A 16,786-nucleotide genomic window follows, 5' to 3' on the forward strand; every position below is an offset into this window, starting at 1 on the left:
GAAGGGAGCGGCGGATGAGCACGCGGACCGTGCTGCATGAGGCCGACATCGCCCGGGCCCTGACTCGGATCTCCCACGAGATCCTGGAGTCCAACAAAGGTCCCGAGAACCTGGTCCTCCTCGGCATCCCGACCCGTGGCGTCACCCTCGGCCGGCGCATCGCGAGCCTGATCGGCGAGTTCAGCGGCACGTCGGTGCCGGTGGGGTCCATCGACGTGACGATGTACCGCGACGACCTGCACCGCAACCCCACCCGAGCGCCCCAGCGCACCAGCATCCCCGCAGGCGGCATCGACGGGAAAGTGGTCATCCTCGTCGACGACGTGCTGTTCTCCGGACGCAGCATCCGTGCTGCGCTGGACGCGCTGCAGGACATCGGGCGCCCCGCGATCGTGCGGCTGGCGACCCTCATCGACCGGGGTCACCGCGAGCTCCCGATCCGCCCGGACTTCGTCGGCAAGAACCTGCCCAGCGCCGCCGACGAGCGGGTGAACGTGCGCCTCGCAGAGGTCGACGGCGAGGAGTTCGTCACGATCGGAGGGACCGACTCGTGAGGCACCTGCTCGAGACCAAGACCCTCTCGCGCAGCGACGCGATCGAGATCCTCGATGTCGCGGAGGACATGGCGGACACCCAGTCCCGCGAGATCAAGAAGCTGCCCACGCTGCGCGGCCGGACGGTCGTGAACCTCTTCTTCGAGGACTCCACCCGTACGCGCATCTCATTCGAAGCGGCGGCCAAGCGGCTGAGCGCGGACGTCATCAACTTCGCTGCGAAGGGCTCGAGCGTCTCCAAGGGCGAGAGCCTCCAGGACACTGCGCAGACCCTCCAGGCGATGGGAGCGGACGCCGTCGTGATCCGTCACGGCGCCTCCGGCGCCCCGCGGACGCTCGCCTCGAGCGGATGGATCTCCGCGGGCGTGATCAACGCCGGCGACGGAACGCACGAACATCCCACCCAGGCCCTGCTGGACGCCTTCACGATGCGCCGTCGGCGGCACGGGGCCGCCAGCCGCGGGAAGGACCTGGACGGGCTCCGCGTGACCATCGTCGGCGACGTGCTGCACTCGCGGGTCGCCCGCTCGAACGTCTGGCTCCTGAACACCCTCGGCGCCGACGTCACCCTCGTCGCTCCGCCCACCCTGGTCCCGCAGAACGTCACGGGCTGGCCGGTGCGAGTGCTGTACGACCTCGACGAGGCGATCGCCGCGGATCCGGACGCCCTCATGATGCTGCGCATCCAGCTGGAGCGCATGGGCGCCGCCTACTTCCCGAGCGAGCGCGAGTACGCCCGCCGTTGGGGGCTGGACCCCGAGCGGTTGAGGCGGCTCTCCGCCGATACGATGGTCATGCACCCCGGGCCGATGAATCGCGGACTCGAGATCTCATCGGAGGCGGCCGACTCGGCCCGCTCGACCGTCCTCGAGCAGGTGGCCAATGGCGTGTCGGTGCGTATGGCCGTGCTGTACCTGCTGCTGGCAGGGGAGCAGAGCGAACAGGCCACCACGGGCAGCGACGAAGGAGGAGCACGATGAACCAGGTCCTCCTGATCACCGGAGCCCGCATCGAAGGCGGCACGGCCGCCGATCTGGTCGTCGAGGGCGGCCGCATCACGGAAGTCGGCACCGCCCTGTCGCGCTCGGGTGCGACGCGCATCGACGCCGACGGGCTGGTCGCTCTGCCCGGCCTCGTCGACCTGCACACGCATCTGCGCGAGCCGGGCTACGAGGTGTCCGAGACGGTCCTCACCGGAACCCGCGCCGCGGCCGCAGGCGGATTCACCGCCGTGTTCGCGATGCCCAACACCTCGCCGGTCGCCGACACCGCCGGCGTGGTGGAGCAGGAGCTCGCGCTCGGCGAGGCGGCCGGCTACGCGACGGTGCAGCCCATCGGCGCGGTCACCATCGGCCAGAAGGGCGAGCGTCTCGCGGAGCTCGGGGCGATGGCCTCATCCCGGGCGAAGGTCCGCGTGTTCAGCGACGACGGCTTCTGCGTCTGGGATCCGCTGATCATGCGCCGGGCGCTGGAGTACGTCAAGGCGTTCGACGGCGTCATCGCCCAGCATGCGCAGGATCCGCGTCTGACCGAGGGCGCCCAGATGAACGAGGGGGCCGTCTCGGCGGAACTCGGTCTCGCGGGCTGGCCCGCCGTCGCCGAGGAGTCGATCATCGCCCGCGACGTGCTTCTCGCGCAGCACGTCGGCTCACGCCTGCACGTCTGCCACCTGTCCACGGCGGGATCCGTCGACATCATCCGCTGGGCGAAGAAGCGCGGGATCGCCGTCACGGCGGAGGTGACCCCGCACCATCTGCTCCTGACCGAAGAGCTCGTGCGCGGGTACGACGCCCGGTACAAGGTGAATCCGCCGCTGCGTCGGGAAGAGGACGTTCTGGCCGTCCGCGAGGGACTCGCCGACGGCACCATCGACATCGTCGCGACCGACCACGCACCCCACCCGTCCGAGAACAAGACTTGCGAATGGCCCGCGGCAGCCAACGGCATGGTGGGCCTGGAGAGTGCCGTCCACGTCGTCCAGAAGGCGGTCGTGGACACCGGCATGCTGACCTGGGCCGATGTCGCCCGCGTGCTCTCGCGTACGCCGGCCGAGATCGGCCGGCTGAGCGGCCACGGCACGCCACTGGAGGCGGGGCAGCCGGCAGAGCTCACGCTCTACGATCCGACCGCGTCGAGCGTCTTCGGACGCGAGGACCTGCACGGGCGCAGCGCGAACTCGCCGTACCTGGGCACCGAACTGCCCGGGCGCGTCGTCTGGACGATCCATCGCGGCCGGCCCACGGTCGCGGACGGCCGCCTCTTGGAGCGCGGGGAGACGACATGACGCGCGAGATGCTGCTCGCGATCATGATCGCCATCGTCGTCGCCCTCATCGCACTCGCCGTCTGGGCGTGGCTGCGACGGACCCGGCGCGATGCCGGCCTGCCCGCACCGTACGCGGAGCTTCCCCCGGACACCGAGGTGCTCAGCACGTGGGATGCGCTGTACGTGGCCACGACCCGGCACGGCCAGCCGCTCGAGCGCCTCGCGATGCGCGGCCTCGGGTTCCGCTCCCGCGTCGGGATCAGCGTCACCACCGCCGGGGTCGCGCTCGATCTGACCGGCCAGCCACGGATGCTCATCGCGCGGGACCGCATCCAGAGCGTCGGCCTGGCGACCGTCGCCATCGACCGCGTGGTCGAGCGCGACGGGCTCGTCAAGCTCTCGTGGCGTCCCGACGACAGCACGGTCGTCGATACCTACTTTCGAGCGCAGACCGGGTCGTCCCGCTCGCTCGCCGACGCGATCGGCATCATCCTCACGCCTTCGACAGGAACGGACGCATGACTGCCCTGCACACTCCCGAACCCGCGGTCCTCGTGCTCGAGGACGGCACCCGCCATGTCGGGCGCGCATACGGCGCCCTGGGCACCACGCTGGGCGAGGTGGTCTTCGCCACCGGTATGACCGGCTACCAGGAGACCCTGACGGATCCCTCCTACGCCGGCCAGATCGTCCTGCAGACTGCACCGCACATCGGCAACACCGGGATGAACGACGAGGACCCCGAGTCGCGTCGCATCTGGGTGGCGGGCTACATCGTGCGCGACCCGTCCCGCGTGGTCTCGAACTGGCGGGCCGACGAATCACTCGATGACGCGCTGGTCAGCGACGGGATCATCGGCATCAGCGGCATCGACACGCGCTCGGTCACGCGGCACATCCGCTCGGCGGGCAGCATGCGGGGCGGGATCTTCTCCGGGGAGGCCGCGGACCTGAGCCCCGACCAGCAGCTGGCGATCGTGCAGCAGGCGCCCCAGATGTCCGGGCTGAACCTGTCCGCCGAGGTGTCGGTGGCAGCGACCGAGGTCACCCCGGCAGCCGCTGCCGCCGGCGAGCGCATCGGGAACCTCGCCGTGCTCGACCTCGGCGTGAAGCAGGCCACGATCGACAACCTCGCCGCCCGCGGCTTCGATGTCCACGTGCTCCCGCAGGATGTCACGATCGAGCAGCTGCGCGCCATCGACCCGGTCGCGGTCTTCTACTCCAACGGCCCCGGCGACCCCGCGGCATCCGGAGATCACGTCCAGCTGCTGCGCGGCGTCCTCGATGGCGGCCTGCCCTTCTTCGGCATCTGCTTCGGCAACCAGCTGCTCGGCCGCGCGCTGGGGCTGGGCACCTACAAGCTCCCGTTCGGGCACCGCGGCATCAACCAGCCGGTGCTGGACAAGACCACCGGTCGGGTGGAGATCACGGCGCACAACCACGGCTTCGCCGTCGAGGCGCCTCTGGAGGGCGAGTTCGACAGCCCGAACGGTTACGGCCGCATCGAGGTGAGCCACGTCGGCCTCAACGACGATGTCGTGGAGGGCCTGCGCGCCCTGGACATCCCGGCCTTCTCCGTGCAGTACCACCCCGAGGCCGCCGCCGGACCCCACGACGCCAACTACCTGTTCGACCGATTCCGCGACATGGTCATCGCCACCCAGGAGAACCGTAAGAATGCCTAAGCGCGACGACATCACCAGCGTCCTGGTCATCGGCTCCGGCCCGATCGTCATCGGCCAGGCCTGCGAGTTCGACTACTCCGGAACCCAGGCGTGCCGGGTGCTGCGCGAGGAAGGCGTGCGCGTCATCCTCGTGAACTCGAACCCCGCGACGATCATGACCGATCCGGACTTCGCCGACGCGACGTACATCGAGCCGATCACCTGGCAGGTCATCGAGACCATCATCGCCAAGGAGCGACCCGACGCGATCCTGCCGACCCTGGGCGGTCAGACGGCGCTGAACGCCGCCATCGACCTGCACAACCACGGGATCCTCGAGAAGTACGACATCGAGCTGATCGGCGCCAACTTCGAGGCGATCAACAAGGGCGAGGACCGGCAGATCTTCAAGCAGCTCGTCCTGGACGCGGGGGCCGATGTCGCGGCATCCCGCATCGCCCACACGATCGAGGAATGCCTGGCCGCCGCCGACGAGCTCGGCTATCCGCTCGTCGTGCGTCCGAGCTTCACGATGGGCGGACTCGGCTCCGGCTTCGCGTACGACGAGCGCGACCTGCGCCGCATCGCCGGGGCGGGGCTGCGCGATTCGCCCACCACCGAGGTGCTCCTGGAGGAGTCGATCCTCGGCTGGAAGGAGTACGAGCTCGAGCTGATGCGCGACACGGCCGACAACACCGTCGTCGTCTGCTCCATCGAGAACGTGGACCCGGTCGGGGTCCACACCGGCGACTCGATCACCGTCGCACCCGCCCTCACGCTGACCGACCGCGAGTACCAGAAGCTCCGCGACATCGGCATCGACATCATCCGCGCCGTCGGCGTGGACACCGGCGGCTGCAACATCCAGTTCGCCGTCGACCCGGCGACCGGTCGCATCATCGTCATCGAGATGAACCCGCGCGTCTCGCGCTCCTCGGCTCTGGCCAGCAAGGCCACCGGCTTCCCGATCGCCAAGATCGCCGCCAAGCTCGCGATCGGCTATCGCCTCGACGAGATCCCCAACGACATCACGAAGGTGACCCCGGCCAGCTTCGAGCCGACCCTGGACTACGTCGTGGTCAAGGTGCCCCGCTTCAACTTCGAGAAGTTCCCGGCCGCCGACACGACGCTCACGACCACCATGAAGTCGGTGGGCGAGGCGATGGCGATCGGGCGCAACTACTCCACCGCGCTGCAGAAGGCGCTGCGCTCGCTGGAGAAGCGCGGGTCGAGCTTCCACTGGGGTCCTGAAGCGCGCTCGGTCCACGAGCTGCTGGAGATCGCCGCCGTCCCCACCGACGGGCGCATCGTCGTCGTGCAGCAGGCGCTGCGCGCCGGCGCCACCGTCCCGGAGGCGTTCGAGGCGACCGGGATCGACCCGTGGTTCCTCGACCAGATCGTGCTGATCAACGAGGTCGCCGAGCTCGTGCGGACCGCTCAGGAGCTGGATGCCGCGACGCTGCGTCTCGCGAAGGAGCACGGCTTCAGCGACGTGCAGCTGGGGCAGCTGCGCGGCATCCCCGAAACCGAGGTGCGCGCGATCCGCCACGCGTTCGGGCTCCGCCCGGTCTACAAGACGGTCGACACGTGCGCCGGTGAATTCCCCGCTCTGACGCCGTACCACTACTCCAGCTACGACTTCGAAACCGAGGTCGCGCCGTCGGAGCGGACGAAGATCGTCATCATCGGCTCCGGCCCCAACCGCATCGGCCAGGGGGTCGAATTCGACTACTCGTGCGTGCACGCCTCGTTCGCCCTGTCCGCGGCCGGCTACGAGACCGTCATGGTCAACTGCAATCCAGAGACCGTCTCGACCGACTACGACACCAGCGACCGGCTGTACTTCGAGCCGCTCACGCTGGAGGACGTCCTGGAGGTCCTGCACGCCGAGGCGCAGTCGGGGCAGATCCTCGGCGTGATCTGCCAGCTCGGCGGGCAGACGCCGCTGGGGCTGGCCAAGGGAATCCAGGAGGCGGGCTACCGCATTCTGGGCACGAGCCCCGAGGCGATCGACCTGGCCGAGGAGCGGCAGCTGTTCAGCGACATCCTCGACGCCGCGGGCCTGATCGCCCCCCGCCACGGCACCGCGATCGACGCGGACGGTGCGGTCGTGGTGGCCGAGGACATCGGCTACCCGGTGCTGGTGCGCCCCAGCTTCGTCCTCGGCGGTCGCGGCATGGAGATCGTCTACGACACCGCCAGTCTGCGCGAGTACTTCGTCCGCACCGCCGGCGAGGTGATCATCGGACCCGGTATGCCGCTCTTGGTCGACCGCTTCCTGGACGATGCCGTCGAACTCGACGTCGACGCGCTGTACGACGGATCCGAGCTGTACATCGGCGGCGTCATGGAGCACATCGAGGAGGCCGGCATCCACTCCGGCGACTCGGCGTGCACCCTGCCGCCGATCTCGCTCGGCCGTTCCGAGATCGACCGCGTCCGCGACGCGACCCTGGCGATCGCCGAGGGGGTCGGGGTGCAGGGGCTCATCAACGTGCAGTTCGCGATCAGCGCCGGAGTACTCCATGTCATCGAGGCGAACCCGCGCGCCAGCCGCACGGTGCCGTTCGTGTCGAAGGCCCTCGGCATCCCGCTGGCCAAGGCCGCGGCCCGCATCATGGCCGGCTCGACCATCGCCGAGCTCAAGGACGAGGGACTCCTCCCGCTCGTCGACGGCTCGCGCGTCCCGCTGGACTCCCCGGTCTCGGTGAAGGAGGCCGTCCTGCCCTTCAAGCGGTTCCGCACCAAGGACGGTCAGACGGTCGATTCGGTCCTGGGGCCCGAGATGCGCTCCACCGGCGAGGTGATGGGCATCGACCGCGACTTCCCGCGTGCGTTCGCCAAGAGCCAGGAGGCCGCCTACGGCGGCATGCCGCTGTCCGGCACGGTGTTCATCTCCGTGGCCGACAGCGACAAGCGGGCCGTCATCCTCCCGGCGCACCGCCTGCAGGAGCTGGGCTTCACCCTCGTGGCGACCGAGGGCACCGCGGAGATCCTCGCGCGCAACGGCATCGCCGTGCAGATCGTCAACAAGTACAGCGCGACGCAGGAATCCGGTGCGACCAACATCGTCGACCTGATCAACGCGGGCGAGATCGACATCGTCGTGAACACGCCGAGCGGCCGGTCGGCGCGTGCGGACGGGTACGAGATCCGGGCGGCGGCGGTCGCCGCGGACAAGGCGCTGTTCACCACCATCGCCGTCCTGGGCGCCGCCGTCAGCGCGATGGACGCGGTCCGCGCCGGGTACGACGTGAAGAGCCTGCAGGAGTACGCCATCGAGCGGAAGGCGCGCCTGTGACGACGTTCGGTCAGCGCCTGCGCGATGCGCTCGCGGAGCACGGCCCGCTGTGCGTCGGGATCGATCCGCACGCGAGTCTGCTCGAGGCATGGGGACTGGATGCCGGGGCCGCAGGCACCCGCGAGTTCGGCCTGCGGGTCGTCGAGGCCGCTGCGGGCCGTGTTGGCGTCGTCAAGCCCCAGGTGTCGTTCTTCGAGCGCTTCGGGTCCGCAGGGTTCGCGGCCCTCGAGGACGTGCTGTCCGCCGCGCGCGCCGCCGGTCTCGTCGTGATCGCCGACGCGAAGCGCGGCGACATCGGCACCACCATGGAGGGGTACACCGCAGCCTGGCTGCACCCAGGCTCGCCGTTGGAAGCGGACGCGGTCACCTTGAGCCCCTACCTCGGGCCGGACTCCCTGCAGAAGACGCTCACCACCGCGCTGCGCCTGGACAAGGGCGCCTTCATCCTGGCGGCGACGAGCAACCCCGAGGCGCTGCCGGTGCAGACCGCACTCACCGTGGATGCCGCCGCCGACGAGGGTCAGCGGGTCGCGGAGCGGGTCGCCCGCGATGCCGGCTGGTACAACGTGGGCCTGCCCGGCGCACTCGGGTCCATCGGCGTGGTCGTGGGCGCGACGGTCGATCGTGCCGCGTTCGGACTCAGCGACATCGTGCTGGCGGGCACCCCGATCCTGGCTCCGGGATTCGGCGCGCAGGGCGCGGCTCCCGCAGATCTGAAACGGCGCTTCGGCTACGTCGCCGCCAATGTGGTGGCCAGCGAGAGCCGCAGCATCCTCTCCGCCGGCCCCGGGGACATCGCCGCACGCATCCGGCAACGCGCGGATCTGTACCGGGAGAGCCTCGATGGCTGAGCACGCGGACGCGCCAGAGGAAACTCCGCCCGGCGCCGCCGGTTCGCCGGCACGCACCCCGCCGGAGGTCGACCGCGTGGCGGCCTCGCGCAAAGCGGTCGCCGCGCGCCGGGCACGCGCATCCCTCAAGCGCGACGTCTCCATGCGCGTCATCGAGCCGCAGCAGCTGTTCGAGCGCGCCCTGGCCGACCCGACGTCGCCGGCCGGCACGATGCGGGTGCCCGAGTTCCTGACCAGCCTGCCGGCGATCGGCGAGGGGAAGCGCGACCGGATCCTCGAGGAGCTCTCGATCTCCCCGGTCAAACGCCTCGGCGGACTCGGCGCGCGCCAGCGCGCCGTCCTGCGGCGCTTCCTCGATGCGCGATTCCCCCCGCAGCGCGCGCGCGGCGGACGCAGCAGACTCGTCGTGCTGGCGGGGCCGACCGCGGTGGGCAAGGGCACGGTCGCCGGCTACATCAAGGAGCATCATCCGGAGATCCTGCTGTCGGTCTCGGCGACGACCCGTCCCGCGCGGCCGGGCGAGATCGACGGCGAGCACTACTACTTCGTGGACGATGCGGAGTTCGACCGGCTGATCGAGACCGACCAGCTGCTGGAGCACGCGACGGTGCACAACAAGTACCGTTACGGCACCCCTCGCGGGCCCATCGAGGCGGCGCTGCAGGCCGGTCGAACCGTCCTGCTCGAGATCGATCTGCAGGGTGCCCGCCAAGTGCGGGCGGCCGAACCGTCCGCGACGCTGGTCTTCCTCCTGCCGCCGAGCTGGGACGAACTCGTCCAGCGACTCGTCGGCCGCGGCACCGAGGGAGCCGAGGAACGGGCACGGCGACTTCGCACCGCGAAGCGCGAATTGGCCGCCCAGCACGAGTTCGATTTCCGCGTCGTGAACGAGGACGTCGCCTCCGCCGCCCGCGAGGTCGTAGAATCGGTGCAGGTGCCTTCGCGCTGACATTCGCGCGCCCGGCGGCGCCGATCCTTTCCACCGACATCCGTCGCACGACAAACCAGGAGGTTTCGCATGGCCGGAACGAACAACGGAATCATCGATCCCCCCATCGACAGCCTGCTCGGCAAAGTCGACTCGAAGTACCAGCTGGTCATCTACGCATCCAAGCGGGCGCGTCAGATCAACGACTACTACTCCGACCTGCACGAGGGGAACCTCTTCGACAACGTCGGACCGCTGGTGGATTCGACCGTCGAGGACAAGCCCCTCACGATCGCGATGCACGAGATCCACGAGGACAAGCTGCGTCTGCGCTCGCTCGAATCGTGACCGCATCAGGCCGGAGACGACCGTCTGCGTCCTGACGTGACACTGTGAGACGCCGCCGGCGACCGTGTCGGTCGCCGGCGGCATACTTGTACCGACTCGCACCCGAGGGCCATCCCCGGCACCGATGGGGCATCCACCTGGAGCATCGATGACCGAACTGCGTCTGTTCACCTCTGAGTCCGTGACCGAGGGTCACCCCGACAAGATCTGCGATCAGATCTCGGACAGCATCCTCGATGCGCTGCTCGCAGTCGACAAGAACAGCCGGGTGGCGGTCGAGACGTTGGTCACGACCGGCCTGGTGCACGTTGCCGGCGAGGTGCGCACCGAGGGCTACGTGGACATCCCCACCACGGTGCGCCAGGTGGTCAACCGCATCGGCTACACCTCCAGCGACACCGGATTCGACGGCGACTCCTGCGGCGTGAGCGTCTCCATCGGCGAACAGTCCAGCGACATCGCCACCGGCGTGGACACCGCGCTCGAGCACCGCGAAGAGGGCTCGGTCGACCCGCTGGATGCCCAGGGCGCAGGCGACCAGGGCATCATGTTCGGGTACGCGACGAACGAGACACCGCAGCTCATGCCGATCGCGATCTGGACCGCCCACCGCATCGCGGAGCGACTGACCGAGGCGCGTCGCAGCGGCGCGCTTCCGTTCCTGCGTCCCGACGGCAAGACCCAGGTCACCATCGGCTACGACGGCACCGTCCCGCGGACCATCGAGACGGTGGTGCTCTCCACGCAGCACGACCCCGACATCTCGCTGGCAGCGCTGCGCGCAGCCGTCGATGCCGAGGTCATCGCCCCGATCCTCGCCGAGACCGGACTCGAGATCGGCGACGCGCGCTCGATCATCAATCCGGCAGGGCCGTTCGTGATCGGCGGCCCGAAGGGCGACGCCGGCCTGACCGGCCGCAAGATCATCATCGACACCTACGGCGGTGCCTCACGCCACGGCGGCGGCGCATTCAGTGGCAAGGACCCGTCGAAGGTCGACCGCTCGGCCGCGTACGCGATGCGCTGGGTGGCCAAGAACGCCGTGGCCGCCGGTCTCGCCGACCGACTCGAGGTGCAGGTCGCGTACGCCATCGGCCGCGCACAGCCGGTCGGACTCTACGTGGAGTCCTTCGGCACCGGGCACGTCTCGGACGAGGTGATCACCCGCGCCCTGCTCGACGTGTTCGATCTGCGCCCGAAGGCGATCATCGATCAGCTCGACCTGCTGCGTCCGATCTACGCGCAGACGGCCGCATACGGGCACTTCGGCCGCGAGCTGCCCGACTTCACGTGGGAGCGCACCGACCGCGTCGACGACCTGCGCGCAGCTGCCGGGCTGTGATCGGTCGGCGCCGCCTATCGAGGTGAGCGTACGACGGATCGCGCGGGTGCTGATCGACTCGCCACTGCCACAACTGGATCGTCTCTTCGACTACGCGATCCCCGACGCGCTCGCCGATGAGATCGTTCCCGGCATCCGCGTCCGCGTGCCGCTGCGCAGCGCGGGCCGCATGCTCGACGCGTACGTCGTCGAGACGGACGAGGCGGATGCCGGCGACCGGCCGCTCTCGGAGATCGACGCGGTCAGCTCGCCGATCCGCGTGCTGACACCGAAGCTGTACGCACTCGCGCGGCGCGCCGCCGACCGTGCCGCGGGCTCGGCGACCGACATCCTCCGCCTGGCGATCCCGAAGCGGATGGTGCGCGCCGAGAAGACCTGGCTGGCGCGCCCGGTCCTCGAGGCGCCGCAGGTCGGGGCCGAGCATGCCGCGTGGGCGGCATCGATGCTGGCCGGCGACGAGGGGCTGACCCATTGCATCGACGCCGCCGGCAGGGGTGCCTTCGATGCGCCGCCGCGGACGATCCGGCTCGAGAACGGCTCGACGGTGGGCGCCTGGGCGGTGCTGCTCGCCGCAGCGGCGGTGCGCACCCTGGCTGCCGGTCGAAGCACGATCCTGGTCGTGCCAGACCACCGGGATCAGTCGCAGCTCGAGGCCGCGCTGGACGCTCGCGCACCTGCGGACGCGGTCATCCGGGTGGATGCCCGGCAGAGTTCGCCCGCCCGCTACTCGGCCTACCTGCGCATGCTCGCCCCGGCGCCGTGCATCGTCCTCGGGAACCGCTCCGCGGTGTACGCGCCGGTGCACGATCCCGCGCTCCTGGCCGTCTGGGACGACGGCGACCCGCTGCTGGCCGAGCCCCTGAGTCCCGGGGTGCACGCGCGCGATGCCGCACTGCTGCGGCAGGAGCTCGACGGATGCGCGCTGATCTTCGCCGGGCACACCCGGACCACCGATGTGGAGCGTCTGGTCGGCATCGGCTGGGTGCACGACGTCTCCGCAGCCAAGCGCGTCTCGCCGCGCGTCGTGCTCAGCGCGACCAAGGAGGGGGAGAGCCGCGGCGCCCGCGTCCCCTCCGCCGCCTTCGCCGCAGCCCGTGAAGCACTGCGAGCAGGGCCGGTGCTCGTGCAGGTCGCGCGACCCGGCTACGCACCGGTGCTGGTGTGCGCGGATTGCCGGGCGCCCGCGCGGTGCGCGCACTGCGGCGGGCCGCTGCACGCGACACGACGCGGCGCCGTGCCGACCTGCGCGTGGTGCGGCCGTGCCGCCACCGGATGGACGTGCCCGCGGTGCACCTCGGAACGCCTCCGGATGGCGTCGTCCGGCACCGAGCGCACCGCCGACGAACTGGGCCGCGCGTTCCCCGGCGTGCGCATCATCGTCGCCGACGGCGAGCATCCGGTCGCGACCGTCGACGATCGGCCGGCGCTCGTCGTCGCCACGCGGGGCGCCGAGCCGATCGCCGAGAGCGGCTATCGGGCCGTGGTGCTCCTGGACGGAGATCGGATGCTGCTGGCCGAGGATCTGCGCATCGGTGAGTCCTGCCTGCGCTGGTGGTCCAACGCCGCCGCATTGGCGGCCCCCGGCGCTCCGGTGCACCTCGTCGGAGTGACCGGTCCGGTCGCCCGCGCGCTGGCCACGTGGACGCAGCCGGCCTACGCACGCGCCGAGCTCGCCGACCGCGCGCCGCTGCGGATGCCGCCGACCGTGCGGGTCGCGGCCCTCGAGGGAAGCCTCGGCGCGGTGAACCTCGCGCTGGCGAGCGTCCGCGACGCCGTCCCGGCGCTGGATGATCTGGCGGTCCTGGGCCCCACGACCACCGAGAGCACCTCGCGCGCCCTGCTCCGCTTCGACTACGGACTCGGTGCCTCGGTCGCCGAGCACCTGCGCGCCGCCCTCATCGCCGACGCGCTGCGCGCGCGCAAGAACGTCAAAGGTCGTCCGCCCCCTGTCCGCAATACACTCAGAGTGCGGGTGGACGTGCCCGACCTCGACCTGTGAGGAACGTCATGCGACTCGTCTTCGCCGGAACGCCCGAACCGGCTGTCCCCTCGTTGCGCCTGCTGGCGGCATCCGCTCATCAGATCGCCGCGGTCCTCACCCGCACGGATGCGCCGATCGGGCGCAAGCGGGTCCTGACGCCCTCGCCGGTCGCCATGGCCGCCGAAGAGCTCGGTCTCGAGGCGATCAAGACCAATCGACTCAACGCCGACGCGACCGAGCGCATCGCCGCACTGCGTCCCGACCTCGGCGTGATCGTCGCCTACGGGGGGCTGGTGCGGGAGCCGCTGCTCTCGACGCCCGCGCTCGGGTGGATCAACCTGCATTTCTCGCTCCTGCCCCGCTGGCGCGGCGCGGCCCCGGTGCAGCACGCACTGATCGCGGGGGACCGGGTCACCGGCGCGAGCGTCTTCCAGCTCGTCGCGGAGCTGGATGCCGGCGATGTGTACGCGCAGCGCGAGTACGTCGTGCCGCGAGCGGCCACCGCGGGTGAGGTCCTCCAGGCGCTGGCCGACGAGGGCGCCCAGCTGCTCGCCGAGGTCGTCGATGCGCTCGCGGCCGGCACCGCCACGGCCGCCCCGCAGGTCGGGGAGGCCACCCTCGCCCCGAAGCTCACCGACGCCGATGGGCTCCTCACGTGGAACGCCCTGCAGCGCGCCGTCGTGGACCGGGTCCGGGGCGTCACGCCGGAGCCCGGAGCGCACACCGTCTTCGACGGGCAGCGCGTGAAGATCGTCGGGATCGCCCTGCCGCCGGCGGATGCGCCGCGCGTGGATCCCGGACGCCTCGCACTGCACGGGAAGCAGGTGCTGGTGGGGACCGCGAGCGAGCCGATCGTCCTGGAGACCGTGCAGCCGGCGGGCAAGGGCGCGATGCGGGCCGCCGACTGGTGGCGCGGGCGCCGCGTCCCTGCGCTGCCGGCGGGCGGCGACGAACCGACCGCAGCTCCGACGCGGGCTCAGGCATGAGCGTCGCGCAGGACTCGCGACGCGTCGCCTTCGAGACGATCCGAGCCGTCAACGAGTCGGACGCCTACGCCAACCTGCTCCTGCCGACGGCGATCTCGCGCGCCGGTCTGGACACCGCCGACGCGGGACTGGCAACCGAACTGACCTATGGGACGCTGCGCCGACAGGGGACCTACGATGCGATCATCGCCCTGGCCGCAGATCGCCCTGTCGCCGAGATCGATCCCGGCGTCCTGGATGCGCTGCGCCTGGGCGTGCACCAGCTGCTGTCCACCCGCGTCGCCTCGCACGCCGCCGTCAACGAGTCGGTCGAGCTGGCGCGCAGCGTCGGCAGCCGCGGCGCGGCGGGTTTCGCGAACGCCGTGCTTCGCCGTGTCTCCCGCGACACTCCGGGGGAGTGGATGACCCGTGTCGCCGAGAGCGCGCGATCGGACGATGAGCGGCTCGGCCTGGTCTTCTCGCACCCGGTGTGGGTCGTGCGGGCCTTCCGGCGGGCGCTGGCCGCCGAGGGCCGTGCCGCCGAACTGGAGGCGCTGCTGACGGCCGACAACGCATCGCCGCGCGTCACCATGGCCGCCCTGCCCGGCATCGCCCACGCGCCGGAGGACGCGCGCCGAACGCCCTACTCGCCCGTCGGCTTCCGGCTCGGCGGCGGCGACCCGGAGCGCCTGGTCCGCGAGTCCGGCGGCACGCTGCGCGTCCAGGACGAGGGCTCGCAGCTGGCCGCTCTCGCACTGACGCGCGCGGTGTCGATCCGCGAGGGCGAGCGCTGGCTCGACCTGTGCGCCGGACCCGGCGGCAAGACCGCGATCCTGGCAGCCGAAGCACTCGAGTCCGGCGCGCGGCTCGAGGCGAACGAGGTGTCACCGGCTCGGGCCGGACTCGTGCGGCGGGCGATCGCGGGCGTTCCGCTCGATGTCCCCGTGTCCGAGGAGGACGGCCGCGTCCGTCCGGGGGTCGCGCAGTACGACCGCATCCTCGTGGACGCGCCGTGCACCGGACTGGGAGCGCTGCGTCGTCGTCCCGAGGCGCGCTGGCGCAAATCACCGGCCGATGTGCCGGAGCTCACCCAGTTGCAGGGCGAGCTGCTGGGCTCGGCCATCCGGGGCCTGCGTCCCGGGGGCATCGTGGCCTACGTGACGTGCTCGCCGCACCTGGCCGAGACCACGGGGGTCCTCAACGAGGTGCGGCGCGAGTTCGGCGATGCGCTGGAAGAGCTCGACGCGCGCGGCGTGGTGAGCGGACTGTCCGTCGCCGACCCGGACCTGCCCGTGCAGTCCGACGGCTCCGGCCGGGCGCAGCTCTGGCCGCACCGGCACAACACCGACGCCATGTCGATCTCCCTCCTGCGCAGGCGCTGAGCGCTACTCGAGCAGGCGGAACCTCGGAGCGAGTTGCGCGAATTCGTCGCGCATCACGGTGATCGCCGCCGGATGCGTGCGCGCGAGGGCCGTGGCATCCACCACCACCTCCGCCCCGTCCGGCACCGATGCGGCGATCTCCTTGAGGAGGGAGAGCGCCCGCTCCGCGCCAGCGAAGCCCAGTTCGCCGCTGAGCCGCACGATCGGTCCGCCAGGCGATGCCTCGATCACCACGCCGGGTTCGGCGATGCTCTCGTGCGGCTCGAGGAGATGCATCCCGAACCGCTCCGAAAGCATCTCGACGACGGCACTGGCCCTGACAGAGTTGCCGTGCTCGTCCAGTCGCGGGCTGAAGGCGGCGACGCCGAACTGCGATGGCGCAACGGCCAGCACCCCGCCGCTGACCCCGCTCTTGGCCGGGAGCCCGACGCGCAGCAGCCATTCGCCGGAGAAGTCGTACATCCCGCAGCTGGCCATGATCGAAGTCACGTCGCGGGCCACCCGCTCATCGACCACGCGGTCGCCGGTGACCGGGTTGCGGCCGCCGAACGCGAGGGTGGCCGCCATCACCGCCAGATCGCGCACCGTCACCAGCACCGAGCACTGCCGGAAGTAGCTCTCGACGACATCGTCCACCCGGCCGGCGATGTGGCCGTACGACTTCAGCAGGTGGGCGAGGGCGCGGTTGCGGTCGCCGGTGGCCGACTTCGAGCGGTAGACGGCCTCGTCGACCCAGAGCGAGCGGCCGGCGAAGGCCGACATCATCTCGATCACGCGGGCGGTCCGCTGATCGATGTCCTCGCCGGCGATGAGCGCCGTCGTCGCGATCGCGCCGGCGTTGACCATCGGATTGGCCGGCCGCCCGGTCCCCGGCTCGAGACTGATCGCGTTGAACGGCTCGCCGCTCGGCTCGGCGCCGACCCTGCCGAAGACCGAGTCGCGGCCCATCGTCTGAAGGGCGAGAGCCAGCACGAACGGCTTGGACATCGACTGGATCGTGAACTCGACGTGATCGTCGCCGGCGGTGATGACGCGTCCACGGGGTCCGACGACGGCGAGCGCGAGCCGGTCCGGATCGGCATCGGCCAGTTCGGGGATATAGCCGGCCGGAGCCCCGGACGTCCGCGGTCGGATGTCGTCCAGGGCCGCCTCGAGCAGCATCGTGATGGGGTCCACGGCTCGACGATATCCATTTCGATGACCGG

The 16,786-nt window shown here is 70.9% G+C and carries 14 protein-coding genes; 13 read left to right on the forward strand and 1 reads right to left on the reverse strand.

The window, feature by feature from the left end:
• Window positions 1-14 precede the first annotated feature (14 nt).
• From pyrR to BLT19_RS12870, 13 genes are all read left to right on the forward strand, one after another.
• Window positions 15-554, forward strand: coding sequence for a bifunctional pyr operon transcriptional regulator/uracil phosphoribosyltransferase PyrR (pyrR, locus tag BLT19_RS12810; protein ID WP_091490905.1), 540 nt, complete (start codon window positions 15-17; stop codon window positions 552-554).
• Window positions 551-1,534, forward strand: a complete 984-nt coding sequence (locus BLT19_RS12815) for an aspartate carbamoyltransferase catalytic subunit (protein ID WP_091490908.1) — start codon at window positions 551-553, stop codon at window positions 1,532-1,534. The genes pyrR and BLT19_RS12815 overlap by 4 nt, the downstream gene beginning before the upstream one ends.
• Window positions 1,531-2,838, forward strand: coding sequence for a dihydroorotase (locus BLT19_RS12820; protein ID WP_091490910.1), 1,308 nt, complete (start codon window positions 1,531-1,533; stop codon window positions 2,836-2,838). The genes BLT19_RS12815 and BLT19_RS12820 overlap by 4 nt, the downstream gene beginning before the upstream one ends.
• Complete coding sequence (locus BLT19_RS12825) at window positions 2,835-3,341, forward strand: PH-like domain-containing protein (protein ID WP_091490912.1); 507 nt, start codon at window positions 2,835-2,837, stop codon at window positions 3,339-3,341. The genes BLT19_RS12820 and BLT19_RS12825 overlap by 4 nt, the downstream gene beginning before the upstream one ends.
• Window positions 3,338-4,504 carry a glutamine-hydrolyzing carbamoyl-phosphate synthase small subunit gene (carA, locus tag BLT19_RS12830; RefSeq protein ID WP_091490915.1) on the forward strand — a complete coding sequence of 389 codons (1,167 nt, stop codon included), beginning with the start codon at window positions 3,338-3,340 and terminating at the stop codon, window positions 4,502-4,504. The genes BLT19_RS12825 and carA overlap by 4 nt, the downstream gene beginning before the upstream one ends.
• Window positions 4,497-7,784 (forward strand): carbamoyl-phosphate synthase large subunit, encoded by a 3,288-nt coding sequence (carB, locus tag BLT19_RS12835; protein ID WP_091490918.1) that lies wholly within the window; start codon window positions 4,497-4,499, stop codon window positions 7,782-7,784. The genes carA and carB overlap by 8 nt, the downstream gene beginning before the upstream one ends.
• Window positions 7,781-8,635, forward strand: coding sequence for an orotidine-5'-phosphate decarboxylase (pyrF, locus tag BLT19_RS12840; protein ID WP_091490919.1), 855 nt, complete (start codon window positions 7,781-7,783; stop codon window positions 8,633-8,635). Before carB ends, pyrF begins: the two co-directional genes overlap by 4 nt.
• Window positions 8,628-9,584 (forward strand): guanylate kinase, encoded by a 957-nt coding sequence (gene gmk, locus BLT19_RS12845; RefSeq protein WP_091490922.1) that lies wholly within the window; start codon window positions 8,628-8,630, stop codon window positions 9,582-9,584. The genes pyrF and gmk overlap by 8 nt, the downstream gene beginning before the upstream one ends.
• Window positions 9,585-9,653: 69 nt before the next feature.
• A complete protein-coding gene (gene rpoZ / locus BLT19_RS12850) occupies window positions 9,654-9,911 on the forward strand; it encodes a DNA-directed RNA polymerase subunit omega (RefSeq protein ID WP_091490925.1) in 258 nt (85 codons plus the stop codon).
• A 148-nt stretch (window positions 9,912-10,059) separates the two neighbouring features.
• A complete protein-coding gene (gene metK, locus BLT19_RS12855) occupies window positions 10,060-11,253 on the forward strand; it encodes a methionine adenosyltransferase (RefSeq protein ID WP_091490927.1) in 1,194 nt (397 codons plus the stop codon).
• A gap of 22 nt (window positions 11,254-11,275) precedes the next feature.
• The gene (locus tag BLT19_RS12860; RefSeq protein ID WP_091490929.1) at window positions 11,276-13,252 is read left to right on the forward strand and encodes a primosomal protein N' family DNA-binding protein; all 1,977 of its coding nucleotides are present in this window, start codon (window positions 11,276-11,278) and stop codon (window positions 13,250-13,252) included.
• A gap of 8 nt (window positions 13,253-13,260) precedes the next feature.
• Window positions 13,261-14,220 carry a methionyl-tRNA formyltransferase gene (gene fmt, locus BLT19_RS12865; RefSeq protein ID WP_091490932.1) on the forward strand — a complete coding sequence of 320 codons (960 nt, stop codon included), beginning with the start codon at window positions 13,261-13,263 and terminating at the stop codon, window positions 14,218-14,220.
• Entirely contained in the window at window positions 14,217-15,581 is a 1,365-nt protein-coding gene (locus BLT19_RS12870; RefSeq protein ID WP_091490935.1) for an RsmB/NOP family class I SAM-dependent RNA methyltransferase, read from the forward strand. The genes fmt and BLT19_RS12870 overlap by 4 nt, the downstream gene beginning before the upstream one ends.
• Window positions 15,582-15,584: 3 nt before the next feature.
• On the opposite strand, the gene glsA is transcribed toward BLT19_RS12870, so the two are convergent.
• Complete coding sequence (gene glsA, locus BLT19_RS12875; RefSeq protein ID WP_197672961.1) at window positions 15,585-16,757, reverse strand: glutaminase A; 1,173 nt, start codon at window positions 16,755-16,757, stop codon at window positions 15,585-15,587.
• Between the last annotated feature and the right edge of the window lie 29 nt (window positions 16,758-16,786).

The organism is Microbacterium pygmaeum, assembly GCF_900100885.1.
In the GTDB taxonomy this organism is placed as follows: Bacteria; Actinomycetota; Actinomycetes; order Actinomycetales; family Microbacteriaceae; genus Microbacterium; species Microbacterium pygmaeum.